This window comes from Streptomyces sp. NA02950, assembly GCF_013364155.1.
GTDB lineage: Bacteria > Actinomycetota > Actinomycetes > Streptomycetales > Streptomycetaceae > Streptomyces.
The window spans coordinates 5799723-5825937 of record NZ_CP054916.1; the positions used below are offsets into that span (position 1 = coordinate 5799723).

21 protein-coding genes are annotated in these 26215 nt (G+C 72.3%); 16 read left to right on the forward strand and 5 right to left on the reverse strand.

The annotated features are described in order from the left end of the window. Positions 1-3 precede the first annotated feature (3 nt). Positions 4-900, reverse strand: coding sequence for a DUF2867 domain-containing protein (locus tag HUT19_RS25315; RefSeq protein WP_176182656.1), 897 nt, complete (start codon positions 898-900; stop codon positions 4-6). 51 nt (positions 901-951) lie between these two features. Between HUT19_RS25315 and HUT19_RS25320 the strand changes: the two genes are divergently transcribed. Together HUT19_RS25320 and dacB are read left to right on the forward strand one after the other, a co-directional pair. Continuing rightward, a complete protein-coding gene (locus HUT19_RS25320; RefSeq protein ID WP_176182657.1) occupies positions 952-1557 on the forward strand; it encodes a TetR/AcrR family transcriptional regulator in 606 nt (201 codons plus the stop codon). 45 nt (positions 1558-1602) lie between these two features. Next, on the forward strand, positions 1603-3198 hold the full coding sequence (gene dacB, locus HUT19_RS25325) for a D-alanyl-D-alanine carboxypeptidase/D-alanyl-D-alanine-endopeptidase (RefSeq protein ID WP_176182659.1): 1596 nt from the start codon (positions 1603-1605) through the stop codon (positions 3196-3198). A 112-nt stretch (positions 3199-3310) separates the two neighbouring features. Here the strand turns inward: dacB and HUT19_RS25330 are convergent, their stop codons facing one another. Then, entirely contained in the window at positions 3311-6274 is a 2964-nt protein-coding gene (locus tag HUT19_RS25330; RefSeq protein WP_254885775.1) for a glycoside hydrolase family 3 protein, read from the reverse strand. An 899-nt stretch (positions 6275-7173) separates the two neighbouring features. Continuing rightward, complete coding sequence (locus tag HUT19_RS25335) at positions 7174-8475, reverse strand: MFS transporter (protein ID WP_254885776.1); 1302 nt, start codon at positions 8473-8475, stop codon at positions 7174-7176. Between the two features lie 84 nt (positions 8476-8559). On the opposite strand from HUT19_RS25335, the gene HUT19_RS25340 reads away from it, so the two are divergent. The 6 genes from HUT19_RS25340 to HUT19_RS25365 all read left to right on the forward strand — a co-directional run bounded on the left by HUT19_RS25340 (position 8560) and on the right by HUT19_RS25365 (position 16731). Next, entirely contained in the window at positions 8560-9519 is a 960-nt protein-coding gene (locus HUT19_RS25340) for a LysR family transcriptional regulator (protein ID WP_176182664.1), read from the forward strand. Positions 9520-9755: 236 nt separating this feature from the next. Continuing rightward, positions 9756-11198 carry a NarK/NasA family nitrate transporter gene (locus HUT19_RS25345; RefSeq protein ID WP_176182665.1) on the forward strand — a complete coding sequence of 481 codons (1443 nt, stop codon included), beginning with the start codon at positions 9756-9758 and terminating at the stop codon, positions 11196-11198. A gap of 166 nt (positions 11199-11364) precedes the next feature. Beyond that, positions 11365-12585 carry a uroporphyrinogen-III synthase gene (locus tag HUT19_RS25350; protein ID WP_254885777.1) on the forward strand — a complete coding sequence of 407 codons (1221 nt, stop codon included), beginning with the start codon at positions 11365-11367 and terminating at the stop codon, positions 12583-12585. A 300-nt stretch (positions 12586-12885) separates the two neighbouring features. Then, on the forward strand, positions 12886-13407 hold the full coding sequence (locus HUT19_RS25355) for a sigma-70 family RNA polymerase sigma factor (RefSeq protein WP_176182666.1): 522 nt from the start codon (positions 12886-12888) through the stop codon (positions 13405-13407). Beyond that, entirely contained in the window at positions 13404-14168 is a 765-nt protein-coding gene (locus HUT19_RS25360) for an anti-sigma factor (protein WP_176182667.1), read from the forward strand. The genes HUT19_RS25355 and HUT19_RS25360 overlap by 4 nt, the downstream gene beginning before the upstream one ends. A 175-nt stretch (positions 14169-14343) precedes the next feature. Next, the gene (locus HUT19_RS25365; protein WP_176182668.1) at positions 14344-16731 is read left to right on the forward strand and encodes a UvrD-helicase domain-containing protein; all 2388 of its coding nucleotides are present in this window, start codon (positions 14344-14346) and stop codon (positions 16729-16731) included. Between the two features lie 209 nt (positions 16732-16940). Here HUT19_RS25365 and HUT19_RS25370 read toward each other — a convergent pair whose 3' ends face one another. Then, on the reverse strand, positions 16941-17144 hold the full coding sequence (locus tag HUT19_RS25370; protein WP_176182669.1) for a cold-shock protein: 204 nt from the start codon (positions 17142-17144) through the stop codon (positions 16941-16943). A gap of 261 nt (positions 17145-17405) precedes the next feature. Between HUT19_RS25370 and HUT19_RS25375 the strand changes: the two genes are divergently transcribed. Then, on the forward strand, positions 17406-18827 hold the full coding sequence (locus HUT19_RS25375) for an NAD-dependent malic enzyme (RefSeq protein WP_176182670.1): 1422 nt from the start codon (positions 17406-17408) through the stop codon (positions 18825-18827). A gap of 255 nt (positions 18828-19082) precedes the next feature. Further along, positions 19083-19364: an HU family DNA-binding protein gene (locus HUT19_RS25380; protein ID WP_176182671.1), complete on the forward strand. Its 282-nt coding sequence runs from the start codon at positions 19083-19085 to the stop codon at positions 19362-19364. A gap of 199 nt (positions 19365-19563) precedes the next feature. Here the strand turns inward: HUT19_RS25380 and murA are convergent, their stop codons facing one another. After that, on the reverse strand, positions 19564-20907 hold the full coding sequence (gene murA, locus HUT19_RS25385) for a UDP-N-acetylglucosamine 1-carboxyvinyltransferase (protein ID WP_176182672.1): 1344 nt from the start codon (positions 20905-20907) through the stop codon (positions 19564-19566). Positions 20908-21147: 240 nt separating this feature from the next. On the opposite strand from murA, the gene HUT19_RS25390 reads away from it, so the two are divergent. The 6 genes from HUT19_RS25390 (at position 21148) to HUT19_RS25415 (ending at position 26214) form a co-directional block, all read left to right on the forward strand. Then, complete coding sequence (locus tag HUT19_RS25390) at positions 21148-21735, forward strand: YqgE/AlgH family protein (RefSeq protein WP_176182673.1); 588 nt, start codon at positions 21148-21150, stop codon at positions 21733-21735. 273 nt (positions 21736-22008) lie between these two features. Further along, complete coding sequence (locus tag HUT19_RS25395; protein WP_176182674.1) at positions 22009-22305, forward strand: DUF3039 domain-containing protein; 297 nt, start codon at positions 22009-22011, stop codon at positions 22303-22305. Between the two features lie 202 nt (positions 22306-22507). Continuing rightward, positions 22508-22921: a hypothetical protein gene (locus HUT19_RS25400; protein ID WP_176182675.1), complete on the forward strand. Its 414-nt coding sequence runs from the start codon at positions 22508-22510 to the stop codon at positions 22919-22921. Between the two features lie 133 nt (positions 22922-23054). Beyond that, positions 23055-24383 (forward strand): extracellular solute-binding protein, encoded by a 1329-nt coding sequence (locus HUT19_RS25405; RefSeq protein ID WP_176182676.1) that lies wholly within the window; start codon positions 23055-23057, stop codon positions 24381-24383. Then, entirely contained in the window at positions 24380-25348 is a 969-nt protein-coding gene (locus HUT19_RS25410; protein ID WP_176182677.1) for a carbohydrate ABC transporter permease, read from the forward strand. Before HUT19_RS25405 ends, HUT19_RS25410 begins: the two co-directional genes overlap by 4 nt. Then, positions 25345-26214, forward strand: coding sequence for a carbohydrate ABC transporter permease (locus tag HUT19_RS25415; RefSeq protein ID WP_176182678.1), 870 nt, complete (start codon positions 25345-25347; stop codon positions 26212-26214). The genes HUT19_RS25410 and HUT19_RS25415 overlap by 4 nt, the downstream gene beginning before the upstream one ends. Position 26215: the final 1 nt, after the last annotated feature.

Consider the following 26215-nt stretch of genomic DNA (forward strand, 5'->3'; position numbering starts at 1 on the left):
GCTTCACCGACCTGCCCGTAGCGCCCGTTCGCCCGCGCTCGGCGCGGCCAGCGCCAGTCGGCGGTGGGTTCGGCGGAGCATCAGCCGGGCCATCACCGGGTGTATGCGTCTGACCACGCCGAAGTAGAGGCGGCCGCGTGCGTTGTGCGTCCGTACGACCGTGCTGAGGGTGACCTGGCCGGACTCGACGAGGATGGACGCCCGGAAGTCCAGGTGTCCGGCGTCCTCGCCCAGCAGCACTTCGCCGTCCGCGCGGCCCACGACGGGGAAGGGGGCGCCGCGCAGCACGCCCCGCCATGACTCCGGGTCCCGCGGCATCCCCGGGGCGAGTTCCATGCACCAGGCGTCGGAGAAGTCGGTCCGCTCGAAGGCCGCGCGGGCCAGCCGGGCGGCGGCCGGTATCGGTGCCGCGACCGGCCTGGCCCACAGCACCCGGTTGAGCAGCCGGACCCATGGCGACCAGAGGAGGGGAGCCCGGTGCGTCCCGGCCGCCACCCGCTCGATGTTGTCGAAGATCTCCTCGACCACGGTGTCATGCGCCCAGCGGATGGCCAGGGCCCACACCAGCAGGTGCGCGCCGCGCTGCCGCTGTTCCAGTACGTGGCGGACCCGGCAGCGGCCGGGTTCCAGCGGTTCGACGACCAGTTCGTGGAAGCCGTTGTCCCCCGGCGCGAAGTCGAACCGGACCCGTCGGCCCGGCTCGTAGGCGCTGACCGTGTAGCGGACGAAGCCATGGCCGCCCTCGGCGCCGACGCCGAGCGGGCGGTCGAAGCGCATCGGTGGCCAGGCCGGGCTCGGCCAGATCGGATCGTACTCCGAGGAGAGCTGGTCGAGCAGGGCCCCGACCGCTTCGGCCGGGGCCTCGATGGTGCGTTCGTGGATGTTGCGGACCGTACGCATGCGTACTGTGCACCTCCATACGCTGCCGTATGTTTTACCGTACGGTACCGTATGGTCATGGTGCAGCGGCGAGCGAGGGCCCCCCGGGAGGACGGCGCGAAGCGGCGGCTGAGCGCGCGGGACTGGGCGGACGCGGCGCTCACCGTCATCGGCGAAGGCGGGCTCGCGGCGGTCGCGGTCGAACCGCTGGCCACCCGTCTGGGAGCCACCAAAGGCAGCTTCTACTGGCACTTCCCCCATCGGGAGGCGCTGATCGAGGCCGCGCTCGCACGGTGGGAGGAGATCTCCACCGAGGCGATCATCACCGAGCTGGAGCACGAACCGGATCCCGAGCGGCGGCTGCGCAGGCTCTTCGCGGAGGCGACCGCGGCCGCCGCGGACGACCCGCTCGAGGTGTCCCTGCTGGCCACCGCCGCCCATCCGCAGGTCCCCGCGGCGCTGGGGCGGGTGAGCGAGCGCAGGATCGGCTATCTGGCGCAGCTCTTCACCGAGCTGGGCTTCCCGCCGGACGACGCCCGCCGCCGCGGCCTGCTGGCGTACACCGCCTATCTCGGCCACACCCAGCTGGTCCACGCGGTGCCGCGGACACTTCCGGCCGACGCGGAGCGGCCCGGCTATCTGGACTCGGTCATCGCCACGCTGCTGCGCCGGGACTGACCGCGCCCTGTCGCCCGGGCCCCCGGTGCGGGATGCTCCGGTGGCATGAGGAGACCTGAGAGTCGCGTGAACCGCCGTACGCGCGCCTGGATCTGGCCCGTTGTCCCCATGGTCATCGGGTTGGCCTGCACGCTCAGCTGGAGCTCCCCGGCCGGTGCGGACACCTCCCGCCCCGGGCTCGGCGGGGCCATCGACACCATCCTCGACGACCCGCTGATGAAGGGCGGCGCCGCCGGGGTGGTGGTCGCCGACGCCGGGAGCGGCGCCGTGCTCTACCGGCACCGGCCCGACGACCGGCTGATGCCCGCCTCCAACACCAAGCTGCTCACCTCCGCCGCCGCCATGGGGGTGCTCGGCCCCGACCACCGCTTCCGCACCGATGTGCTGACCGACGGCACCCGCCACGGCCGGGTGCTCCGCGGCGATCTGTACCTCCGCGGTACCGGTGATCCGACGTTGCTCGCCGCCGACTACGAGCGGCTGGCCACGTCGGTCGCCGACGCCGGGATCCGCCGGGTGACCGGGCGGCTGATCGCCGACGACACCCGGTTCGACGCCCAGCGGGTCGGCCGCTCCTGGGCCGCCGACGACGAGTCGTCCTACTACGCGGCCCAGATCTCGGCGCTGAGCGTGGCGCCGGACACGGACTACGACGCGGGCAGCGTCATCGTCGAAACCGCTCCGGGCGACCGGCCCGGTGCCCGGCCGACGGTCACGCTCACCCCGAAGACCTCGTACGTGCGCATCGAGAACCGCGCCACCACCGGCGCCGCGGACAGCGGCAGCACCCTCACCGTGGAGCGCGGCCACGGCTCCAACACCATCATCCTCAGCGGGAGCGTCCCCGCCGGGGCGGCCGCCGCCAAGGAGTGGGTCAGCGTCTGGGAGCCCACCGGCTACGCCGCCGCCGTCTTCGCCGACGCGCTGGAACGGCACGGGGTGCGCGTCGCCGGTGACACCCGGCTGGGCCGGGCCGCCCCGGACGACGCCCGGCCGCTCGCCGCCCACCGCTCCATGCCGCTGAAGCGGCTGCTGATCCCGTTCATGAAGCTGTCCAACAACATCCACGCCGAGGTGCTCACCAAGGCCATCGGATACCAGACGGCGGGGCGCGGCACCTGGACCGCCGGTCTGACCGGTATCTCCGACTGGCTGAAGAAACAGGGTGTGGACGTCGGCTCGCTGCGCCAGGTCGACGGCTCGGGGCTGTCCCGGATGGACAACGTCGCGGCCGGGCACTTCAGCGATCTGCTGCTGTCGGTACGGCACCAGCCCTGGTACGCCGACTGGTACGCCTCGCTGCCGGTGGCCTGCGACCCCGACCGCTTCGTGGGCGGCACCCTGCGCACCCGGATGTGCGGCACCCCGGCCGCGGGCAACGCGCGAGGCAAGACCGGCACCCTGACCGGGGCCTCCGCGCTCTCCGGGTACGTCACCGACGCGGACGGCCGGGAGCTGGTCTACAGCGTCGTGCTCAACAACTACCTCGCGCCGTCGGTGAAGAGCCTGGAGGACGCGATCGTGGTCACGCTGGCGAGGTCCGGCAAGGACGGCGCGGAGCCGACCCGCCCCCGCCGCCCGGCCCGCTCGGCCGGCCCCCAGAACCTGGAATGCGCCTGGTCCAAGCCGAGCCCCTGCTGAGGCGCGGCGTGGCGCGCCGCCGAGCCCCGACGGCGCGCCCTCGGCCCGGCGTGGGCCCGGCACCGCTGGGGTCCGGGCCCGCCCGCGGGCCGCGGCGGGGGTGTCCCTGGTGTCAGCGGAGCGAGAACGTGGTGAGGCGGAGGCCCTTGCCGAGGAGGAGGTAGACGTCGCGGCGGCGCGCCGCGGCGGTCAGGGGGGTGGTCACCGTGCGGTAGGTGTAGCGGGAGCCCGTGCTCGGGATGCGGGCCGTGGCGGCCGGCGGGCCGGTCGGGGAGTCGAGGCGGACCTGCACCGTGGACGTGCCCGGGGTCTCCTTCGCCGCCCGTACGGTGAACGTCGTCGCGCCCCTGCCCAGGTCCGCGTCGCGGAAGACCAGGCGCCCGCCGTCCGGGCCCGCGGCGACCGCGTCACCGCGCACCTTGGAGGCGTCGGCCAGCCGGGTGCCCGCGTAGTCGTCGAAGTCCGCCGCCCGCGTGCGGCGTGACAGATCGCGGGCCGGGATCGTCTCGCCGCGTACCGGCCACGCCGTGCGGGTGCGGATGTCGGCCGAGGAGGCGCCCACCATCAGGTCGTAGACGCCGCTCTCCACGACCCAGCGACGCCGGGTGACATCCCAGTGCGCCAGGTCGGCGGCTCGCAGCGGCAGCCGGACCGTCTTCGTCCGGCCGGGTTCCAGGGACACCCGCCGGAACGCCCGCAGCCGCAGCCGCGGCTGCTCGTCCCGGGAGACCCGCTGATGGGCGTAGAGCTGGACGACCTCGTCGCCCGCCCGGGAGCCGGTGTTGGTGACCGGGACCTCGACCCCGCCCGGCACCCGCTTCACCTGGCCGTAGCGGAAGTCGGTGTACGACAGGCCGTGGCCGAAGGGGTAGAGCGGACGGCCGCGGAAGTACTGGTAGGTGCGGTCGGACCGGATGATGTCGTAGTCGAGGATGCTCGGCAGGTCCCGCTGCGAGCGGTACCAGGTCTGGGTGAGCCGTCCGGCCGGGTTCACCCCGCCGAAGAGGACGTCGGCGAGGGCGTGGCCGGTCTCCTGGCCGGCGTGGGTGGTCCACAGCAGGGCCGGGGCGTGCTCCTGCTCCCAGTTCAGGGTGGTGGGGTAGCTGTTCTCGACCACCACGACGGTGCGCGGGTTGGCCCGCCTGACCGCCCTGACCATCTTCTCCTGCTGCCGGGCGAGGCCCATGTCGGTGCGGTCGTGGTCCTCCTTGCCGTTGATGAGCGGCATCGAACCGACCACGACGACCGCGGCGTCCGCGCCGCGCGCCGCGTCGGCGGCCTCCCGCGCCCCGTCGCGCCGCACCTCCCGGGTGTAGTGGGTGGCGTTCTCGGCGGTGACGAGGGCGAGGGTGCCGTCGTCGCGGGCCGTGAGGTACTTCTTGTCGCCGAACCAGCTCTCCTCCGCGTCGTAGCCCGCGTAGCGCAGCAGATACGTGCCGTCGGGCTGCCGCTCCAGCCGGAACTGCTGCTGGACGAACCAGCCGTTGGGCTCGGTCTGGTCGTTGACGAAGACGCCGTCGCGCAGCCCGACGTACCGGCCGTTGGCGACGGCGCGCAGGGCCGCCACCCCGCCGCCCCAGTCGAAGACGTCGAACTGCTCGGCCTCCCCGTCCGAGGTGGCGCTCTCCTGGAGCGGGGCCCCGGCGGCGCCGCTGCCCGCGGTGATGTAGCGGCCGGTCGCGGCGTTCCGCAGGGCGATGCGGTCCACGCCCTCGCGGCTGGTGACGGTGCCGGATCCGGACCGCGCCAGCCGCTCGGCGATGCCCTTCTTCGGGGTGACCCGGTAGGGCAGGGTGCCGGAGTACCAGTCGGTGTAGAGGGTGTCGGCCAGCGGGCCGACGACCGCGATCCGCTCGGCGCGCGCGGGATCCAGCGGAAGCGTCCTGTTCCGGTTCTCCAGCAGCACCATCGCCTTGGCCGCCGTCTTCCGCGCCAGCGCGCGGTGGGCCGGGCTGTTGATGACCGACGGGCCGATCTCGCCGTAGGGGCCGCCGCCGGGGTCGAACTCGCCCAGCCGGATCCGCAGCGAGAGCGTGTGCCGGACGGCCCGGTCCACGTCCGCGACGGTGATCAGCCCCTGGTCCAGCGCGCTGTGGAGCGCGGCCCGGGTGGGGCCGGGGTCGGTGTTGTCGTTGGTGAAGCTGTCGATGCCCGCCTTCAGCGCGGCGGCGTCCGCCTCGGCGGGGGTGGCGTAGTAGTTCTGCACCCCGGGCAGCAGATTGCCCGGCGCCTGGGCGTCGGTGACATGGAACAGATCGCGCTTGGTCCAGCGGCGCACGGTGTTGTCGAGGTCCGGATTGACCGTGTTGGGGCGTCCGTTGACCAGGTTGTACGCCGACATCACCCCGGTCGCGGCATCCGCGGCGATCGCGGGCCTGAACGCGCCCTCGTCGTACTCGTGCTTCACGCGGGGGCGGAGGTCGGAGGAGGTGGTGGTGCGGTTCACCTCGTTGTTGTTGGCGAGGTAGTGCTTCAGGGTGGGGGCGGTCTTGAGGTGGGAGGGGTCGTCGCCCTCCAGCCCCTTGCCGTAGGCGGTGGAGATGGCGCCGGTGAGGAACGGGTCCTCGGAGTAGCCCTCCTCGTTGCGGCCCCAGCGCGGATCGCGCAGCAGATTGACCACCGGCGCCCAGACGTTGAGCCCCCAGCCGGGCGGACGCTCCCGCTGGAAGCCGCGGGTCTCGTCGCCCACGGCCGAGCCGACCCGCCTGACGAGCGCGGGGTCCCAGGCCGAGGCGAGCCCGATCGCCTGCGGAAAGACGGTGGCCTCGCCCAGCCAGGCCACTCCGTGCAGGGCCTCGGTGCCGGTCTTGAACGACCGGATGCCGAGGCGGGGGATGGCGGGCTGGTACTGGTGGAGCAGGGAGATCTTCTCGTCCAGCGTGAGCCGGTGCAGCAGATCGTCCACGCGCTCGCGCGGCGGAAGCCGCGGATCGCGGAACGGATGGCCGGTGTGCGCCCCGGCCGGGGTCGGGCCCGTCGGCGTGAGACCGGTCAACAGGGCGGCGGCCAGGGCGGATGCGGCGAGTGCGCGGAGGGCCGCGCGGCGGCGGTGGGGCCGGGCGGCGGTGCCAGTCACGAATACGTACGTCCCCTCGGGTAGCGGCGGTTCGACGTCCGGGCGCGAAAACCGCACCGTAGCGCCGCCGCGCCCGCCACCCGCGCCCCCACACCCAGGAGTTGCCCCCATCGGCCCAGCGGGTGGGCCTCCCGGCCGGGGGCGAGGGCGCGAGACCCGGCGCCGGACGAGCGTCCTCGTCAGGCGGCCCGGGGCGCCTGTCCTGGCCCGGCCGGGCCGGTGCGGTCGTGACACCGGATCGGCCCGGCGGTCGGCCATGCCCGTGGGCTGACCGGGGTGGGCAGTGTGTCGGCCTCGTCATGGCGTGGGTTCCGCCGCTCATGGCCGAGCCCATCGCGACGGCCCGGCCGACGAGCCGCCCGCGATGCGCCGGGCCGTGGCGTACGTCCCGGGCCGGGGGCGGGCCGTGCGTGTCGGTCCCCCGGCCCGTGGGCGGGTCACCGCCTCAGCCTCCGGCCCGGTGGCCGCACCCGTACCGTCCCGCCCGTCCGATGCGGTGTCAGGTCACCGCCTGGGCCCGGTGGTGGGCGGCGCGCCGACCCGACAGGGCTCCTGCCAGGGCGAGGGTGGCGGTCGAGGCCGGGTGATGCGGGCCGGGGGCGGGCCGTGCGTGTCGGTCCCCCGGCCCGTGGGCGGGTCACCGCCTCAGCCTCCGGCCCGGTGGCCGCACGCGTACCGTCCCGCCCGTCCGATGCGGTGTCAGGTCACCGCCTGGGCCCGGCGGTGGGCGGCGCGCCGACCCGACAGGGCTCCTGCCAGGGCGAGGGTGGCGGTCGAGGCCGGGTGATGCGGGCCGGGGGCGGGCCGTGCGTGTCGGTCCCCCGGCCCGTGGGCGGGTCACCGCCTCAGCCTCCGGCCCGGTGGCCGCACGCGTACCGTCCCGCCCGTCCGATGCGGTGTCAGGTCACCGCCTGGGCCCGGTGGTGGGCGGCGCGCCGACCCGACAGGGCAGCCGCCAGGGCGAGGGCGGCGGCTGACGCCGGGGTGGTGTAGGCGGAGGTGGGGCCCAGGTGGTCGGCGGTCCAGCCGCCTGCCGCCGCGCCCGCGGAGATGCCGATGAGCAGGCCGGTGTAGACCGTCGTCATCCCCTCGTTGAGACGGGCGGCCGGGACCAGCCGGTGGACCAGGGACATCCCGGTGATCATCGTGGGGGCCGTGGCCATGCCCGCGAGGAAGAGCAGCGGGGCCAGCGTCGCCAAGCTGTCCGCCGCCAGCAGCGGCAGGACCGCCACGGCCATGGCGGCCACCCCCGCCATGAAGCGGGTGGGCAGGGCGCCGCGCAGCGGAAGCGCCCCGAAGGCCAGCCCCGCCACGCAGGATCCGGCCGCCTGGAGGGCGAGGACGGCGCTGCTCGCCTCGGCGCCGCCGAGGGACCGTACGGTGGCGACCGTCGCGACCTCCATGGAGCCGAACACCGCGCCCGTCGCCAGGAAGGTGAGCAGCAGCGCCCACAGCCCCGGGGTGCGCGTCAGCGGGACGGCGCGCTCCCCGGCGGCGGGGCGCGGGTGCGGCGGCGGCTCGGTGCGGCGCTGGGCGGCGAACAGCAGGGTGCCGGTCACCAGCAGCGCCGCCGCCGTGAGCAGCCCGGCCTCCGGGAAGACCGTCGTGCACAGCACCATGGCCAGCGCCGGGCCCACCATGAAGCACACCTCGTCCACGACCTGCTCGAACGAGGCGGCCGTGTGCCGGGCGGCCGCGTTGTCGTGGTGCAGCGCGGCCCAGCGGGCGCGGGTCATCGAACCGAGGCTGGGGACACCGGAGGAGCCCGCGGCGCACAGGAACAGCGCCCACGCCGGGGCGTCGTGGTGGACGCACAGCACCATCGCGGTGGAGCCCAGCGCGAACACCGCCACGGCGGGCACCGCGACCCTCGCCTGGCCGTGCCGGTCCACCAGCCGCCCGAGCAGCGGCCCGGTCACCGCCGTGACCGCCACCCCGGTCGCCGAGACGGCACCCGCCAGCGCGTAGGAGTCCCGTGCGATGGCGATCATGAGCACGTTGGCGACGCCGAGCATCGCCCCCGGCAGCCGTCCGACGAACGCCGCCAGCGTGAAGGCCGCCGCCCCGGGGGCGGCGAAAAGCCGTCGGTACGGGGCGAGGAACCCGCCGCGGCGGGCCGGGCGACGGGCGGGGCGGCGCACCCGGCGGCGGGGCGGCGGGACACGGCGGACGACGGGCCGGGAGGCAAGGAAAAGGATCACTCCTTTACGGTCCCGGCCGCCCGCGTGTCCCGTCCAACACCTGATCGGGCCCCATTGACGCATCTGGGTTGTCAATATGGTGGGGTGAACCGGGACATCGAACCGCGGCTGCTGCGGGCCTTCGCCGCCGTCGCCGACGAGCTGCACTTCACCCGTGCCGCCGCCCGCCTCTACGTGGCCCAGCAGGCGCTGAGCCGCGACATCCGCAGGCTGGAACGGGAGCTGGGCGCGGAGCTGTTCGTCCGGACCACCCGACAGGTCGCGCTGACCGCCGAGGGCGAGCGGCTGCTGCCGTACGCACGACGGGTGCTCGCGGCGCAGGACGAGCTGGCCGCCGCCGTGGGCGGCGGCACCGGCCGTCCGCTGCTGGTGGACGTGGGCGCGCCGGTCAGCACCGGCGCCCGGGTGCTGGACGAGGCGCGGCGGCGGCTCGCCGCCGACACCGAGCTGGTGGCCCGCTACCACAGCGGGCTGACCGGCGCCGCCGCCGAACTGCTCACCGGGCGCCTGGACGTCTCCTTCGGCCGCGCCCTGGGCCTGGAACCGGCCGTGCTGGCCGGTCTCGAGCACCGCCCGGTGCGCTACGAGCGGATCGCCGTCGTGCTGCGCGAGGACCATCCCCTCGCCCGCCGGGAGCGGATCCCGCTGGCCGCCCTCGCGGGCGAGACCCTCTACGCCGCCGCGGGCAACGCCGCCACCGCCGAGTGGACGGACCTGGCCCGGCAGCTGTTCGCGGGACGCGGCATCGCGATGGCCGAACCGTTCCCGGAGATCGAGGGCGACGCGGAGTTCATCCGCGTGGTGACCAAGCGGCGCTGGTCGGTGCTGGCGACCGAGGTGTTCATCGATCTGCCCGGTATGGTGCTGCGCCCGCTCATCGACCCGGTCCCGCTCTCACCGGTCTCCATCGTCTGGCGCAAGGGCCTGCGCCACCCCGGGCTGACGGCCCTGCTCGCCGCCGCCCACGACCTCGGCGCCCGGCACCGCTGGCTGGACCGCCCGCACAACGCCTGGCTCCCTGGGGGAACCGACGAGATGTGCTGATCAGCGGCGATACGGCGCCTCTCAGGGCGCCGGGCCGTGGCACGGAGTGGTGACATCGTCGTAGGCCAGATGCATGATCATGCCGCTCTCGGAACGTTCGAAGTGGTGCGCACCCTCACCGCCCCGCCCCCCGCCAGGTGAGAGCAAGGTTTCGTCGGTGTCACCTGCCGCCACAGCCCGGTAATGCGCCGTCCCTAGCGTCGGTCAGCAACACCGAGCACCGTGGAGGCGCCGCGATGACTGCCCCGACCACCACCGCACGCAAGGGGGGCCGCTGGATCGAGCAGTGGGACCCTGAGGACGAGACCTTCTGGAAGGAGACCGGCCGCCGGACCGCCACCCGCAACCTGGTCTTCTCCATCCTCTCCGAACACATCGGCTTCTCCGTCTGGAGCCTGTGGTCGGTGATGGTCCTGTTCATGGGGCCCGAGTACGGGGTGGACCCGGCCGGCAAGTTCTTCCTGGTCGCCGTGCCGACGCTGATCGGCGGGATCCTGCGGGTGCCGTACACCTTCGCGGTCGCGCGCTTCGGCGGCCGCAACTGGACGGTCATCAGCGCCGGGATGCTGCTCCTGCCCACCATCGCGGCCGCCGTGGTGATGAAGCCCGGCACCTCGTACACCACCTTCATGGTGGTGGCGGCGCTCACCGGAGTGGGCGGCGGCAACTTCGCCTCCTCCATGACCAACATCAACTCCTTCTATCCGCTGCGCAAGAAGGGCTGGGCGCTCGGCCTCAACGCGGGCGGCGGCAATGTCGGCGTGGCCGTGATCCAGCTGGCCGCTCTGCTGGTGATCGGCACCGCGGGCGCCGGGCACCCGCGGCTGCTGCTGGCCGTCTACATCCCGCTGGTCGTGGTGGCGGCGGCCCTCGCGGCGGTGTTCATGGACAACCTGGCGCCGGTGAGGAACGACACCGGAGCGGCCAAGGAGGCGGCCAGGGACGCCCACACCTGGATCATGTCGTTCCTCTACATCGGCACCTTCGGCTCGTTCATCGGCTACAGCTTCGCCTTCGGTCTGGTGCTCCAGAACCAGTTCGACCGCACTCCGCTCCAGGCCGCCTCGCTCACCTTCATCGGCCCCCTGCTGGGCTCTCTGATCCGCCCCGTCGGCGGCCGCCTCGCCGACATCTACGGCGGCGCGAAGATCACGCTGTGGAACTTCCTCGCCATGGGTGCCGCGTCGCTTCTGGTCGTCTACGCCTCCGCCCATAAGTCGCTGGGCGTCTTCCTCACCGGCTTCATCGCCCTGTTCGTCCTCAGCGGCCTGGGCAACGGCTCCACCTACAAGATGATCCCGGGCATCTTCCAGGCGAAGGCGGTCGCCCGCGGTCTGGCGGGGGAGCAGGCCGCGGCCTACGGACGGCGGCTGTCGGGCGCCTCCATGGGGCTCATCGGGGCGGTCGGCGCGCTCGGCGGTCTCGGCATCAACCTGGCCTTCCGGCAGTCGTTCCTGACCACCCACTCGGGCACCCCCGCCTTCGTCTCCTTCCTCGCCTACTACGCCCTCTGCTCCGCGGTCACCTGGGCCGTATACCTGCGCAGGGCCCGCACGGCGGCCGTGCCCGCCGCGGCCGGGGGCGGGAGCGCAGCGCCCGCGGCCGCCGGGGACGGTGCGCGGACGGCCGGGCCGCATGAACCGCGGGACCAGCGGCAACCCGTCTACGCGGACATCTGAGCGCCGCGGGCCCGCCGCCCGCGCGCGGGGTGTGCGGCCGGCGGGAAGCCGTCGGCCGTACACCCCGTTACACCTGGGTAACCTCCGCGAACCGCGACCGTCACGGGACGGGGGCAGGATGCGGAATCCGGAGGGGCCCATACGACAGTGAATCGGGACGAGAGCCATGCACCGAGACCAGACCACCGCGGCGGCGGGCGGGGTCGGCGTACGCCGTCCGCCGCTCCGCGGCGCGACCGCCGAGGACGCTCCCGTGGGCCCGCTGGCCGGGTTCACCGTGGGTGTCACCGCGGCCCGCCGGGCGGACGAGCTCGGCGCCCTGCTGCGGCGCCGCGGCGCCGAGGTGATGCACGCGCCCGCGCTGCGCATCGTGCCGCTCGCCGACGACTCCGAGCTGCTCGCGGCCACCAAGCGGCTGCTCGGCCACACCCCCGACGTGGTCGTGGCGACCACCGCCATCGGCTTCCGCGGCTGGGTCGAGGCGGCCGACGGCTGGGGGCTGGGCGAGGCGCTGCTCGACCGGCTGCGCGGGGTCCGGCTGCTGGCCCGCGGGCCCAAGGTGCGCGGGGCGATCCGCGCCGCCGGGCTCACCGAGGAGTGGTCACCGGCCTCGGAGTCGATGGCCGAGGTGCTGGACCGGCTGCTGGAGGAGGGCGTCGACGGCCGTCGGGTCGCCGTCCAGCTGCACGGCGAACCGCTGCCCGGCTTCGTGGAGGCGCTGCGCGCCGGTGGAGCGGAGGTGGTCGGGGTGCCGGTCTACCGGTGGATGCCGCCGGAGGACATCGCGCCCGTCGACCGGCTGCTGGACGCCACCGTCGCCCGTGCCCTGGAGGCCGTCACCTTCACCAGCGCGCCCGCCGCCGCGAGTCTGCTGGACCGGGCCGAACAGCGGGGGATACGCGCGGAGTTGATCGACGCCCTGCGCCACGACGTGCTGCCCGCGTGCGTCGGTCCGGTGACCGCGCTGCCGCTGGAGGCCCACGACATTCCGACCAGCCAGCCCGAACGGTTCCGGCTCGGCCCGCTCGTACAGCTGCTGGCCCATGAACTTCCCGGCCGAGTACGGCCGTTGCCGGTGGCCGGGCGGCGGCTGGAGATCCGCGGCCACGCCGCGGTGGTCGATGGCGAGCTGCGCACCGTGCCGCCCGCGGGCATGGCGCTGCTGCGCGCGCTGGCCCGCCGTCCGGGCTGGGTGGTCTCCCGCGCCGAACTGCTGCGCGCGCTGCCGGGAGCCGGGCGCGACGAGCACGCGGTGGAGACCGCGATGGCCCGGCTGCGCAGCGCGCTGGGCGCCCCGAAGCTCATCCAGACCGTGGTCAAACGCGGCTACCGGCTGGCGCTGGACCCGGCCGCGGACACCAAGTACGGCGACACCGCGGCGGGTTGACCACAGCCACCGGCCGGGGGCACCCCCCAGCGGTAGCTGGGGGGAAGAGACCGGGCCTCAAAAGACATGACGCAGGCCCCGGATGGGGGGACCGGGGCCTGCGGGGCGGAGATGGGGAGGGAGCCCTTCCTGGTGACCGGCACCCGCCCGGTGCCGGCTTCTCGGACTCCAGTACGTGCCGCACACCCGGAAGCGTTCAGTCCGCAATTGCGGTAAACGTCACAGGAATCCCGGTGAACGCCGTGCCATTCCCATCCGTACCCCCTCGACCCGGCGGCTTGCGTACGCAAAGATGCCCTCGTGACCGAGAGGACGACACCGGACGACGCGCTGATGCGCGCGCTCTACGCGGAGCACGCGGGCCCGCTTCTCGCCTTCGTCCTGCGCCTGGTGGCCGGCGACCGGCACCGCGCCGAGGACGTGGTCCAGGAGACGCTGCTGCGGGCCTGGCGGAACGCCGACCAACTCCAGCGCGCGGGAGGGTCGGTACGCCCCTGGCTGGTGACCGTGGCCCGCCGCATCGTCATCGACGGCCACCGGCAGCGCCGAGCCCGCCCCCACGAAGTCGACGCCTCACCCCTCGAGGTCATGCCCGCCGCGGACGACATCGACCGCGCCCTGCGCCAGATGACCATCTCCGACGCCCTCGCCGATCTCACCGATGCGCACAGACAGGCGCTCGTGGAGACATACTTCAAGGGACGGACGGTGAGTGAGGCGGCCGAGGTGTTGCGTGTACCGCCGGGGACGGTGCGGTCCCGGGTCTTCTACGCGCTGCGCTCCCTGAAGCTCTCGCTCCAGGAACGGGGGGTGACGGCATGATGCCGGCAGCGGACGACCAGCAGCACACGGCCGTCGGCGCCTACGCGCTCGGCGTGCTCGACCCCGCCGACGCGGCGCGTTTCGAGGAGCACCTCATCGGCTGCGACCGGTGCGCCGCCGAGCTCGACGAACTGATGGGCATCCCGCCGCTGCTGGCCGACTTCGCCACCGCCCCCGACGGACGGCCGCTCCCGGATCCGGCCGGGCTCACCGCCCGCCCCGGGCCGGAACTGCTCGACCGATTGCTGACCGAGGTCACGGCCGGTCGCCGGGCGTCCGGCAGACGGCGGCTCTACCTCGTCGCCGCGGCCGCCGTCCTCATTGTCGGCGGCCCGCTCGCGGGTGCCGCCCTCACCGCCGCCTCCGACGACGGCGGCGGGAAGCCGCCGGTCGCCGCCGCGGCCAAGCAGGTCTACGAGCAGGGACAGAAGAAGTTCACCGCGGTCGACCCGGTCACCAAGGTGGACGCCTCCGTCGCCCTCGAACAGAAGGGCTGGGGCACCGCCGTCGCCCTCAAGCTGGGCAATGTGAAGGGGCCGCGCTCCTGCGACCTGGTCGCCGTCGGCAAGGACGGCCACGAGGAGACGGTGACCACCTGGGCCGTGCCCACCTCGGGCTACGGCGTCAAGGACGGCGACGGCTCGCGCTGGAGCAAGGAGCCGCTGTACGCCCAGGGCGGCGCCGCCATGAACCAGGAGGACATCGCCCGGTTCGAGATCCGCACCCTCGACGGCCAGCGGCTGGCCAAGGTCGAGCTCTAGGGGCTCCGGGCCGTCCATCGGTCACCGCACTGTCCACAGGTCACCGCCGGGATCGGCGGTGACCTGTCCGACCTGCGCGGGAGACCGGACGCGAGACCCGTGCGGGAGACACTGGAGACGGCGCAAAAGGGGTGTACGGTTGACGGCTGCCCTAGGGAGACAGAAGGGGGCTTGGGTGGCCGCGCAGAACGCCACGCATGACAGCCGCACGGCTCCGCCGCGGGACGGCGGGGACGGGGTCCGGGACCGCGAGATCCGGACCGAGCAGGCGCACCTGGACCGGGTGTACCACCGCCTCGAGGAGAAGATCCACGAGGCGGAGTTCCTCATGGACGACGCCGCCAGGCGCGGCCAGGTCGGCACGCCCGGCGCACTCGCCGAGCGGGACGCCCAGGTGTTCCGCGCCGGGGTCCACCTCAACCGGCTGAACAGCGAATTCGAGGACTTCCTCTTCGGCCGGATCGATCTGCTGCTCGGCAAGGACGGCGAACGCGGTCCGGACGGTGCCTACACCTCCGTGGAGCCCGCCGACGACGCCATCCGCTCCGCGGAGGACGGCGACCGCGCCGAGATCGCCGAGACCCTGCACATCGGCCGCATCGGCGTCCTGGACGCCGACTACGCCCCGCTGGTGATCGACTGGCGGGCGCCCGCCGCCGCGCCGTTCTACCGCTCCACCCCGGTCGCCCCCGGCCGGGTGGTCCGCCGCCGGGTCATCCGCAGCAAGGGCCGCCGGGTGCTCGGCGTCGAGGACGACCTGCTGCGCCCGGAGCTGACCGCGACCCTCGACGGCGGCGCGCTGCCGGTGGTCGGGGACGGGGCGCTGATGGCGGCGCTCGGCCAGGCCCGCGGCCACACCATGCGCGACATCGTCGCCTCCATCCAGGCCGAACAGGACCTGGTGATCCGGGCGCCCGCCGCCTCCGTCACCGAGGTCGAGGGCGGTCCCGGCACCGGCAAGACCGCGGTCGCGCTGCACCGCGCCGCGTATCTGCTCTACCAGGACCGGCGGCGGTACGCGGGCGGCATCCTGGTCGTCAGCCCCACCCCGCTGCTGGTCGCCTACACCGAGGGCGTGCTGCCCTCGCTGGGCGAGGAGGGGCAGGTCGCCATCCGCGCCGTCGGGTCCCTGGTGGACGGCGCCGAGGCCACCACCTACGACGATCCGGCCGTGGCCCGGATCAAGGGCTCCTCGCGGATGCAGAAAGTGCTGCGCAAGGCGGCCCGCGGCGCCCTGGAGCTGCCCCGCGGCGGCAGACCCGGCGCGGGCCCCGGAGAGAGACCCGACGGCCCGCCCGAGCGGCTGCGGGTGGTCGCCTTCGGCGCCCGGGTGGAGCTGGAGGCCGACGAGCTGCGCCGGATCCGGCAGCACGCGCTGGGCGGCACCGCCCCGGTCAATCTGCTGCGCCCGCGCGCCCGCCGGCTGCTGCTGGACGCGCTGTGGGCGCGCTCCGGCGCCCAACGTCGCTACACCGACCCCGAGCTGGCCGCCGAGGCCCGGGAGGGTTTCGACGAGGACATCTCCTCCGAGGACGTGTTCCAGGAGTTCCTGGACGCCTGGTGGCCCGAGCTGACCCCGCGCTCGGTGCTCGCCGCGATGGCCGACGAGAAGCGGCTCGGACGCTGGTCCCGGCGGGTGCTCAACCCCCGCGAGACCCGGCTGGTGGCCCGTTCCCTCACCCGGCTGGGCGACGACGGACAGGGCCCGCTCTCCGTCCACGACGTGGCGCTGCTGGACGAGCTCCAGACGGTGCTGGGCGCCCCCGCCCGGCCCGCCGCGCCCCGCGAGGCCGATCCACTGGACCACCTCACCGGTCTGGACGAACTGACCACCTACGCCGACCGGACCGGCCGGCGCCGTACCCGCGCCGACCGTCTGGAACGCGAGCGCGCCGACTACGCCCACGTCATCGTGGACGAGGCACAGGACCTGACGCCCATGCAGTGGCGGATGGTGGGACGGCGCGGCCGCCACGCCACCTGGACGGTGGTCGGCGACCCCGCGCAGAGCTCCTGGTCCGACCCGGACGAGGCCGGTGCGGCACGCGACGAGGCGCTGGGCACCCGGCCGCGCCGCCGCTTCACCCTGACCGTCAACTACCGCAATCCGGCGGAGATCGCGGAGCTGGCCGCCAGGGTCCTGGCGCTCGCGATGCCGGGCACCCCGTCACCCGAGGCGGTCCGCTCCACCGGTGTCGAACCGCGGTTCGCGCCCGGGGAGAACGGCGACCTCGGCGCGGCGGCGCGCGCGGAGGCGGTCCGGCTGCTGGCGGAGGTGGACGGCACGGTCGGTGTCGTCGTCGCCATGAACCGGCGTGAGCAGGCGCGCGGATGGCTGGACGGACTCGGCGGCCGGGTGGTGGTGCTGGGCAGTCTGGAGGCCAAGGGGCTCGAGTACGACGCGACGGTCGTGGTCTCCCCGGCGGAGATCGCCGATGAGTCCCCGGCGGGGCTGCGGGTGCTGTACGTGGCGCTGACCCGCGCCACCCAGCGGCTGACGGTGGTGTCCGGGGCGCGCGACGAACCGGATGTCCGGGGCGTCCCGGACCTGCTGCGGGACTGATGTGTCCGGCCCGGCCGGCGGCCGTGGGAACGGCCCCGGAAATCAACCCCTGAGGAGGGAATCGCTTCCGGGGATGGTTTGTTAGCCTTGCTGTGGCACCGGCTCGATCCAAGCCCCCGGGCCCAACCTTCGTCGCTTCGAGCGACCACTTGCCGCGAGGCGAGCATGGCGGGCCGGTGCCACCCTACGCATCCGAAGAGGTCCGCGTCCTAGAGGACGCGGACCTCTTCGGCCTGCGGCCCCTTGCGGCCCTGGACGATCTGGAACTCCACCCGCTGGTCGTCCGCGAGGCTGCGGTAGCCGCTGCCGTCGATCGAGCTGTAGTGGACGAAGACGTCCGGCCCGCCGCCTTCCTGGGCGATGAATCCGTAGCCCTTCTCGGCGTTGAACCACTTGACGGTGCCCTGAGCCATGCCGGCGCTCCTCGTTGTCCCTCGACGCTGTGCGCGGCAGAGCCTAGGGCGGCACGGTCGGCGGACGGTCCGCCTCGCGGGGGGTTCGCGCGAAGGAGTGGGGCTTTCCACTCCGCTGACCCCACTCTCGTATGTCAGAACAATATGTCCGAAAGTCGGGCTGGGTTACCTGGTACCGGAAGGTAGGTGTAACCATCTGAGGATGCGGCCGCTACCCCGTGGCCGGAGAGCTGAATCAAGGGAAAGCAGAGGAAGACGGCCATGGCAACGGCGCCCAGCGTCTCGTACTCGATGACGGTCCGGCTGGAGGTGCCCGCGAGCGGTACCGCGGTCAGCCAGCTGACCACGGCCGTGGAGTCCTCCGGCGGCTCCGTCACCGGCCTCGACGTGACCGCCTCCGGTCACGAGAAGCTCCGTATCGATGTCACCATCGCCGCGACCTCCACCGCCCACGCAGACGAGATCGTCGAGAAGCTGCGGGGCATCGACGGAGTCACCCTCGGCAAGGTCTCCGACCGTACGTTCCTGATGCACCTCGGCGGCAAGATCGAGATGTCGTCGAAACACCCGATCCGCAACCGTGACGACCTCTCCATGGTCTACACGCCCGGTGTCGCCCGGGTCTGCCAGGCGATCGCGGACAACCCCGAGGACGCCCGGCGGCTGACCATCAAGCGCAACAGCGTCGCGGTCGTCACCGACGGTTCCGCGGTGCTCGGCCTGGGCAACATCGGCCCCAAGGCCGCGCTGCCGGTCATGGAGGGCAAGGCGGCCCTGTTCAAGCGGTTCGCGGGCATCGACGCCTGGCCGATCTGCCTGGACACCCAGGACAGTGACGAGATCGTCGCGATCGTGAAGGCCATCGCGCCGGGCTTCGCCGGGATCAACCTGGAGGACATCTCCGCCCCCCGCTGCTTCGAGATCGAGGCCCGGCTGCGCGAGGCCCTGGACATCCCGGTCTTCCACGACGACCAGCACGGCACCGCGATCGTGGTGCTCGCGGCCCTGACCAACGCGCTGCGGGTGGTCGACAAGAAGATCGGCGACGTGCGGGTGGTGATGTCCGGCGCGGGCGCGGCGGGCACCGCCATTCTGCGGCTGCTGCTGGCCGCGGGCGTCAAGCACGCGGTCGTCGCCGACATCCACGGGGTGGTGCACGCCGGGCGCCAGGACCTGGTCTCCGCCGACCCGGAGTCCCCGCTGCGGTGGATCGCCGACAACACCAACCCGGAGGGCGAGACCGGCACCCTGCGCGAGGCGGTGCGGGAGGCCGATGTCTTCATCGGCGTGTCCGCCCCGAACGTGCTGTCCGGCGAGGACGTGGCCGCCATGGCCGAGGGCGCGATCGTGTTCGCGCTGGCCAACCCCGACCCCGAGGTGGACCCGGCGATCGCCCGCCAGACCGCCGCCGTGGTCGCCACCGGCCGGTCCGACTTCCCCAACCAGATCAACAATGTGCTGGTCTTCCCCGGTGTTTTCCGTGGGCTTCTGGACGCGCAGTCCCGTACGGTGAACACCGAGATGATGCTGGCGGCGGCCCGCGCGCTGGCTGATGTGGTCCACGATGACGAGGTCAACGCGAACTACATCATCCCCAGCGTGTTCAACGACAAGGTGGCGGGCGCGGTCGCCGGGGCCGTCCGGGAGGCGGCCAAGGCTGTGACCGGCACCACGGCGGTCTAGGCCGGGCACGGCGCGTCGCGCGCCGTGGGGTCCACGGCGCACCCATAGGGTGGCGGGCAGGAAAACGACCGCCACGGCGCTTTTCGTGTGACTCTCCGGGGTTCCGGATTGGCTTTCCCGCCACAGGTGGGGGCAGGATGCGTTCCGGGCGCGAGGGTCTGAACAGCAGACCCGGGTCCGGGGACTGTCCGAGGGCCCTGGCAGCATCGGCTTCGATCTCACGCCTCATTGGCAAGATGAACACGGGAGTACAACATGAACCGCAGTGAGCTGGTGGCCGCTCTGTCCGAGCGCGCCGAGGTGACCCGCAAGGACGCCGACGCTGTGCTGGCCGCCCTCGCCGAGGTGACCGGCGAGGTTGTCGCCAAGGGCGACGAGAAGGTCACCATCCCCGGCTTCCTGACCTTTGAGCGCACCCACCGTGCCGCTCGCACCGCGCGCAACCCGCAGACCGGCGAGCCGATCGAGATTCCGGCCGGCTTCAGCGTGAAGGTCTCCGCGGGCTCCAAGCTCAAGGAAGCCGCCAAGGGCAAGTAAGCGTCTGTAGCGAAGGGGCGGCCACCCGTTGGGATGGCCGCCCTTTTGCGTGGTCCCGAGGCCCGCGGCCGCCTGAGCCGCCTTCTGGCGCCGTTCCGGCCCCGTTGACGCCGCGCGCCGGGCCGCTGGTGCGGCCCGGCGCGGGTCAGGGGCTCATCGAGGGCTCAGCGGGGGCCGGAGCGGCCCGGGGGAGCCGGGGTCAGGCCCCGTCGCCGCCGCCCGGCAGCTCGACCTTGGCGCCCAGCTCCATCAGCTTCGCCATGAAGTTCTCGTAGCCGCGGTTGATCAGGTCGATGCCGTGGACCCGCGAGGTGCCCTGCGCGGCCAGCGCCGCGATCAGGTAGGAGAAGCCGCCGCGCAGGTCGGGGATGACCAGATCGGAGCCCTGGAGCCTGGTGGGGCCGGAGACAACCGCCGAATGGAGGAAGTTCCGCTGGCCGAAGCGGCAGGCGGAGCCGCCCAGGCACTCGCGGTAGAGCTGGATGTGCGCGCCCATCTGGTTCAGCGCGGAGGTGAAGCCCAGCCGGGACTCGTACACGGTCTCGTGCACGATGGACAGGCCGGACGCCTGGGTCAGGGCCACCACCAGCGGCTGCTGCCAGTCGGTCTGGAAACCGGGGTGGACGTCGGTTTCCAGCGCGATGGCGTTGAGCTTGCCGCCCGGGTGCCAGAACCGTATGCCCTCGTCACCGATGTCGAACGCGCCGCCGACCTTGCGGAAGGTGTTGAGGAAGGTCATCATCTCTCGCTGGCGGGCGCCGCGGACGTAGATGCTGCCTTCGGTCGCCAGCGCCGCGCTCGCCCAGGAGGCGGCCTCCAGACGGTCCGGCAGGGCGCGGTGGTTGTAGCCGCCCAGTTTGTCGACACCGGTGATCCGGATGGTCCGGTCGGTGTCCATGGAGATGATGGCGCCCATCTTCTGCAGTACGCAGATGAGGTCCTCGATCTCCGGCTCGACGGCGGCGTTGGAGAGTTCCGTCACACCCTCGGCGAGCACCGCGGTCAGCAGCACCTGCTCGGTGGAGCCCACCGACGGGTACGGCAGGCGGATCTTGGTGCCGCGCAGCCGGTGCGGCGCCTCCAGGTACTGGCCGTCCGCGCGCTTCTCGATGGTCGCGCCGAACTGGCGGAGCACATCGAAGTGGAAGTCGATCGGGCGGCCGCCGATGTCGCAGCCGCCGAGGCCGGGGATGAAGGCGTGGCCGAGGCGGTGCAGCAGCGGGCCGCAGAAGAGGATCGGGATGCGGGAGGAACCCGCGTGCGCGTCGATGTCGGCGACGTTGGCGCTCTCCACGTGGGTGGGGTCGAGCACCAGCTCTCCGGACTCCTCGCCGGGGCGCACGGTGACCCCGTGCAGCTGGAGCAGACCGCGGACCACCCGGACATCACGGATGTCGGGGACGTTGCGCAGCCGGCTCGGCGCACTGCCGAGGAGGGCGGCGACCATGGCCTTCGGCACGAGGTTCTTCGCGCCGCGGACACGGATCTCGCCCTCGAGCGGAGTGCCGCCATGGACGAGCAGGACATCGTTCGAGCGGGTCATCTGGTCTCGCGTTCCTGAGACGGGCAAGGGGCCAAAGGGCAAGAGTAATAGCCGCGCAGACCCCCTCCGTAAGCCTCTTGCATCGCTCGTGACGTCATGAATCGGACAGAACACGTTCCGTTTCCTTCCGGGAGCCGACAGTCACGTGCGCCGCTCCTGCTGTCGTACGCCCCGACCTGCTCTCATACGGGAGTCGGATTCCACTCCCCGTCCGGCGCGGATATGCGGGATCATGTGGCCATGACCGAGGTGTCCTCGCTCACAGGACGGCTGCTTGTCGCGACGCCGGCGCTTGCTGACCCGAACTTCGACCGCGCGGTGGTGCTGCTCCTCGACCACGACGAGGAGGGCTCCCTCGGCGTGGTGCTGAACCGCCCCACCCCGGTGGGGGTCGGCGACATCCTCGAGTCCTGGGCCGCGCTGGCCGGGGAGCCGGGCGTGGTCTTCCAGGGCGGTCCGGTGTCGCTGGACTCCGCGCTGGGCGTGGCCGTGGTCCCGGGTGATTCCGGCCGGGAATCGACGCGCAGCGAGGACGGACCACTCGGGTGGCGCAGAGTGCACGGTGCGATCGGGCTGGTCGATCTGGAGGCGCCGCCGGAGCTGCTGGCGGCGGCCGTGGGCAGCCTGCGGATCTTCGCGGGGTACGCGGGCTGGGGGCCGGGCCAGCTGGAGGACGAGCTGTCCGAGGGCGCCTGGTACGTGGTGGAGTCCGAGCCGGGGGACGTCTCCTCACCGGCTCCGGAGCGGCTGTGGCGGGCGGTGCTGCGGCGCCAGCGCAGCGAACTGGCGATGGTCGCGACCTATCCGGACGACCCCTCGCTGAACTAGGGCCCGTCTTCAAAGGGGCCGCCCTGCTCACGACGCCTGGCACGGCACCTCGCCGCGTTGTCGGAGTCGCCCGAGTACGCCCAGTACGAGGGCGATCCTCCGCCTTGCGATGTACCGCACCAGGCGCCGCTCGCGGCCGGACGCCCCCTTCGAAGACGGACCCTAGCCCGGTGAACTGGGCGCGGCCCGGGGCGATCCTGAGCGGATCACCGGCGGGAACGTGGCCGGTCGCACATCCGCCGCACGGGGCGGGCATGAGTACCCTAGGGCTGTATGAGCACTCTTGAGCCCGAGCGCGGGGCAGGCACGGGGACCCTCGTTGAGCCGACACCGCAGGTGTCGCACGGTGACGGCGACCACGAGCGCTATGCCCACTATGTACAGAAAGACAAGATCATGGAGAGTGCCCTCTCCGGATCTCCGGTGGTCGCACTCTGCGGCAAGGTGTGGGTCCCGGGACGGGACCCGAAGAAGTACCCGGTGTGCCCGATGTGCAAGGAGATCTTCGAAGGCATGGGCTCCGGCGGCGACGACAAGGGCAAGGACGGCAAGGGCGGCGGCAAGCAGTAGCCCCCCGGCGCCCTGAGCGGCGCCACCACCCCCGCTCCACGGCCTCGCGCGCGGCACGTCCGGCCCGCGTCCCCCATCCCGGGGACGCGGGCCGGACGTGCCGCGCCGTGTTTGGTGCGCATGGTGCGCGCGTTCCGGCCGGTGCGTGGGGGTTGACGCGTTCCCGGCCGTGCGGCCGTGCGCGCCCAGTAGTGTCGCCCCCATGAGCGGGCGTGCGGAGAACGGGTCGGCGTCGCGGGCGGTCAGTCTGGTGTTCGGGGCGCGGGAGGTCGACGAGCCGGACACGGAAGCCGCGGGCACCTACTGCCAGTTCGAGAAGGACTGGGACGCCCAGCTGGAGCGGTGCGCACGGCTGGCCGAGGAGCGCGGCTACGCGCCCGCGGGCAGCTGTGTGGTGTCGGCGTCGCAGCCGGCCCTGGCGCGCTTCCTGGAGTGGGCGGACGATCCGGGATGCGAGATCGTCCTCGTCGCGAGCGCCCGTGTGCTGGCGCGGATCGAGAGCTCCTGGCCGGACTGGAGCGAGGTGACGGGCCGTCTGAAGATCTCCGGAGCACGGGTGGAGGCGGTGCCGTATCCCGAGCCCGCATACCCCGGCGAAGAGTTGCCGAAGCGGTAACGGCAAACTTCCTGTGTCACGGAGTGGTTGAGACCTCTTGTCGCGGACGGGCAACGTTCCTTAGCCTCACGCATATTGTGCTGAGCGAAACGCGCGTTGCATTACATGCAACGCCCTGTTGCTAAGGGTCCCCATGAAGCTGTCCAAGCCCCCCATGTTCTCCCGACGTGTCACCGCCCCCGCGGCGGCGCTGGTCCTGGCGGGGTTGACCGCCACCGCGTGCGCACCGTCCACGTCCGACAACAGCTCCAAGAACGACGACAAGACCGGCACCATGCGGGTATGGCTCTTCCGCGAGGTCACCAACAAGCCGAAAGAGGATGTGGTCGACGACGCCGTTGCCAAGTTCGAAAAGGAACATGACGGCGTAAAGGTCGATGTCAGCTACATTCCCGTCAACACCCGGGCACAGAAGGTCAAGGCGGCCTTCAACGATCCCAAGAGCGCACCCGATCTGATCGAGTACGGCAACACCGACACCGCCGGCTATGTGAAGGACGGCGGACTGCTCGACATCAGCAAGGAGTTCGGCGCCTGGGACGAGGCCATGAACACCGACCCGACCACGGAGTACTCGGTCACCATCGGCGGCAAGGTGTACGGCGCGCCGCTCTTCGTCGGGGTACGGGCGCTCTATTACCGCAAGGACGTCTTCAAGGACCTCGGCCTCAAGCCGCCGGCCACCCAGGACGAGTTGATTTCCACCGCGAAGAAGATCCGCGCCAAGCGTCCGAATATGTACGGTCTCGCGGTGGGTGGTGCCTCCACCTACGCCGCGATGCCGTTTATCTGGGCCAATGGCGGCGACATCGCGACGGAAAAGGGCAAGTTCGGCTCCAATCAGTACGACGCGGCCATTGACAGCGCCGACGCCAAAAAGGGCATCAAGGCGTACAGCTCGCTCTTCGGCAACGACAACTGCCCGGCCGCCAAGTGCGCCCAGTGGGGCGGCAACGACACCGTCCAGGCGTTCGCCTCGGGCAAGGCGGCCATGGCGATCGCCGGTGACTTCAACCACCAGGCCATCGAGGCGGGCAAGAGCAAGGGCAAGTACGCGGTGATCCCGCTGCCCGGCGTCAAGAAGGGGCAGGTGGCCCCCGCGTTCGCAGGTGGGAACAATCTGGGCATCCTCAAGAGCACCAGCCACCGCACCCTCTCGGTGGAGCTGCTGAAGACCCTCGCGGGCAAGAAGACGCAGGCGAAGCTGTTCGACGCGATGGGCTTCCTGCCCACCTTCACCGACGTCCGGGGCGCGGCCGCGCACAAGGAGCCGTTCGTCAAGCCGTTCGTCAAGACGCTCTCGGACAGCGCCAAGTTCGTCCCCGCACATCCCGGCTGGGCCTCGATCGATGCCCAGCTGGTGCTGCCCACCATGTTCCAGGAGGTCATCAGCGGCCGTAAGAGCGTCGATGACGCGGCCTCCGACGCGGCGAAGAAGATGGACGAGGCCTTCGAACAGTGAGTCCCGGCACCACCACCAAGCACGCCAGGCCGCGTCGCGCGGCCAGGAACGGAGCCGTGGGGGGAGCCAGGCCGCGGGGGGCCTGGACTCCCTGGCTCTACCTCGCCCCGGCCCTCGTGGTCCTGGGCGGGCTGCTCGTCTACCCCATCTACCAGCTCGGGCTGATCTCCTTCCTGGAGTACACCCAGGCACAGGTGAGCGGCGGTGAGCCGACCACCTTCCAGGGCTTCGCCAACTACTCCCAGCTCTTCGGCGACAGCCAGTTCTGGGAGGTCACGACCGCCACCCTGGTCTTCGCCGCCGTCTGCGTGGTCTCCACCCTCACGGTGGGCTGCGCGCTGGCGGTGCTGCTCACCCGGGTCCGGGCGCTGCCGCGGCTGGCGCTGATGCTCGCCGCGCTCGGCGCCTGGGCCACCCCGGGCATCACCGGCTCCACCGTCTGGGTCTTCCTCTTCGACCCCGACTACGGACCGGTCAACAAGGTCCTGGTGTGGCTCGGGCTCTCCGGCTTCGAGGACTTCTCCTGGACCTACGACCGCTACAGCGCCTTCGCGCTGGTGCTGTTCGAAGTGGTCTGGTGCTCGTTCCCGTTCGTCATGGTCACCGTCTACGCGGGCATCAAGGCCATCCCGGGGGAGGTCCTGGAGGCCGCCTCGCTCGACGGCGCCTCCCACTGGCGGACCTGGCGCTCGGTCATGGCGCCCATGCTCCGGCCGATCCTGATCGTGGTCACCATCCAGTCGATCATCTGGGACTTCAAGATCTTCACCCAGATCTATGTGATGACCGACGGCGGCGGGATCGCCGGCCAGAACCTCACGCTCAACGTGTACGCGTACCAGAAGGCGTTCGCGTCCTCGCAGTACAGCCTGGGCTCGGCGATCGGCGTGGTGATGCTGCTGATCCTGCTGGTGATCACCCTGGTCTATCTGCGACTGCTGCGACGTCAGGGAGAAGAACTGTGAGCCGTTCCCGCGCCCGGCTGCGGGTGCGCCGCCCCTGGCGGCTGCTGGCCGAGGCCACGGCGCTGCTGGTGGCCGCCGTGGTCGCCTTCCCGCTCTACTGGATGGTGCTGTCCGCCTTCAAACCCGAGGGCGAGATCCAGTCCACCGAGCCCCGCCCCTGGACCACCTCGCCCTCGCTGGACTCCTTCCGGCGCGTCTTCGAACAGCAGGACTTCGGGCGCTACTTCCTCAACAGCCTGTTCGTGGCCGCCGTGGTGGTGGTGGTCTCCGCACTGATCGCCTTTCTCGCCGCGACCGCGGTCACCCGCTTCCGCTTCCGGCTCCGCACCACGCTGCTGATCATGTTCCTGGTCGCCCAGATGGTGCCGATCGAGGCGCTGACCATCCCGATGTTCTTCCTGATGCGGGACCTGGGGGAGACGGTGCCGGGCATCGGGCTCAACACCCTGGGCTCGCTGATCGTGCCGCACATCGCCTTCTCGCTGCCGTTCGCCATCTGGATGCTGCGCGGCTTCGTCAAGGCCGTGCCCGAGTCGCTGGAGGAGGCGGCCCACCTCGACGGCGCCAGCCGCTCCCGCTTCCTGTGGCAGATCCTCTTCCCCCTGGTCTTCCCCGGACTTGTCGCGACGAGCGTCTTCTCCTTCATCTCCGCCTGGAACGACTTCCTCTTCGCCAAGTCCTTCATCATCAGCGCGACCGAGAACTCCACACTCCCGATGGCGCTGCTGGTCTTCTTCAAGGACGAGGGCAACGACTGGGGAGGGATCATGGCCGGGTCCACCGTCATGACCATCCCCGTGCTGGTCTTCTTCGTACTCGTACAGCGCCGACTGGTCTCCGGGCTGGGCGGCGCGGTGAAGGACTAAG

What these genes read in the sequence shown, in the direction of transcription:
- HUT19_RS25315 (WP_176182656.1), bottom strand. Translation starts at nt 900, where the DNA reads ATGCGTACGGTCCGCAACATCCACGAACGCACCATCGAGGCCCCGGCC.
- HUT19_RS25320 (WP_176182657.1), top strand. Translation starts at nt 952, where the DNA reads ATGGTCATGGTGCAGCGGCGAGCGAGGGCCCCCCGGGAGGACGGCGCG.
- dacB (WP_176182659.1), top strand. Translation starts at nt 1,603, where the DNA reads ATGAGGAGACCTGAGAGTCGCGTGAACCGCCGTACGCGCGCCTGGATC.
- HUT19_RS25345 (WP_176182665.1), top strand. Translation starts at nt 9,756, where the DNA reads ATGACTGCCCCGACCACCACCGCACGCAAGGGGGGCCGCTGGATCGAG.
- HUT19_RS25350 (WP_254885777.1), top strand. Translation starts at nt 11,365, where the DNA reads ATGCACCGAGACCAGACCACCGCGGCGGCGGGCGGGGTCGGCGTACGC.
- HUT19_RS25360 (WP_176182667.1), top strand. Translation starts at nt 13,404, where the DNA reads ATGATGCCGGCAGCGGACGACCAGCAGCACACGGCCGTCGGCGCCTAC.
- HUT19_RS25370 (WP_176182669.1), bottom strand. Translation starts at nt 17,144, where the DNA reads ATGGCTCAGGGCACCGTCAAGTGGTTCAACGCCGAGAAGGGCTACGGA.
- HUT19_RS25375 (WP_176182670.1), top strand. Translation starts at nt 17,406, where the DNA reads ATGGCAACGGCGCCCAGCGTCTCGTACTCGATGACGGTCCGGCTGGAG.
- HUT19_RS25380 (WP_176182671.1), top strand. Translation starts at nt 19,083, where the DNA reads ATGAACCGCAGTGAGCTGGTGGCCGCTCTGTCCGAGCGCGCCGAGGTG.
- murA (WP_176182672.1), bottom strand. Translation starts at nt 20,907, where the DNA reads ATGACCCGCTCGAACGATGTCCTGCTCGTCCATGGCGGCACTCCGCTC.
- HUT19_RS25390 (WP_176182673.1), top strand. Translation starts at nt 21,148, where the DNA reads ATGACCGAGGTGTCCTCGCTCACAGGACGGCTGCTTGTCGCGACGCCG.
- HUT19_RS25395 (WP_176182674.1), top strand. Translation starts at nt 22,009, where the DNA reads ATGAGCACTCTTGAGCCCGAGCGCGGGGCAGGCACGGGGACCCTCGTT.
- HUT19_RS25400 (WP_176182675.1), top strand. Translation starts at nt 22,508, where the DNA reads ATGAGCGGGCGTGCGGAGAACGGGTCGGCGTCGCGGGCGGTCAGTCTG.
- HUT19_RS25405 (WP_176182676.1), top strand. Translation starts at nt 23,055, where the DNA reads ATGAAGCTGTCCAAGCCCCCCATGTTCTCCCGACGTGTCACCGCCCCC.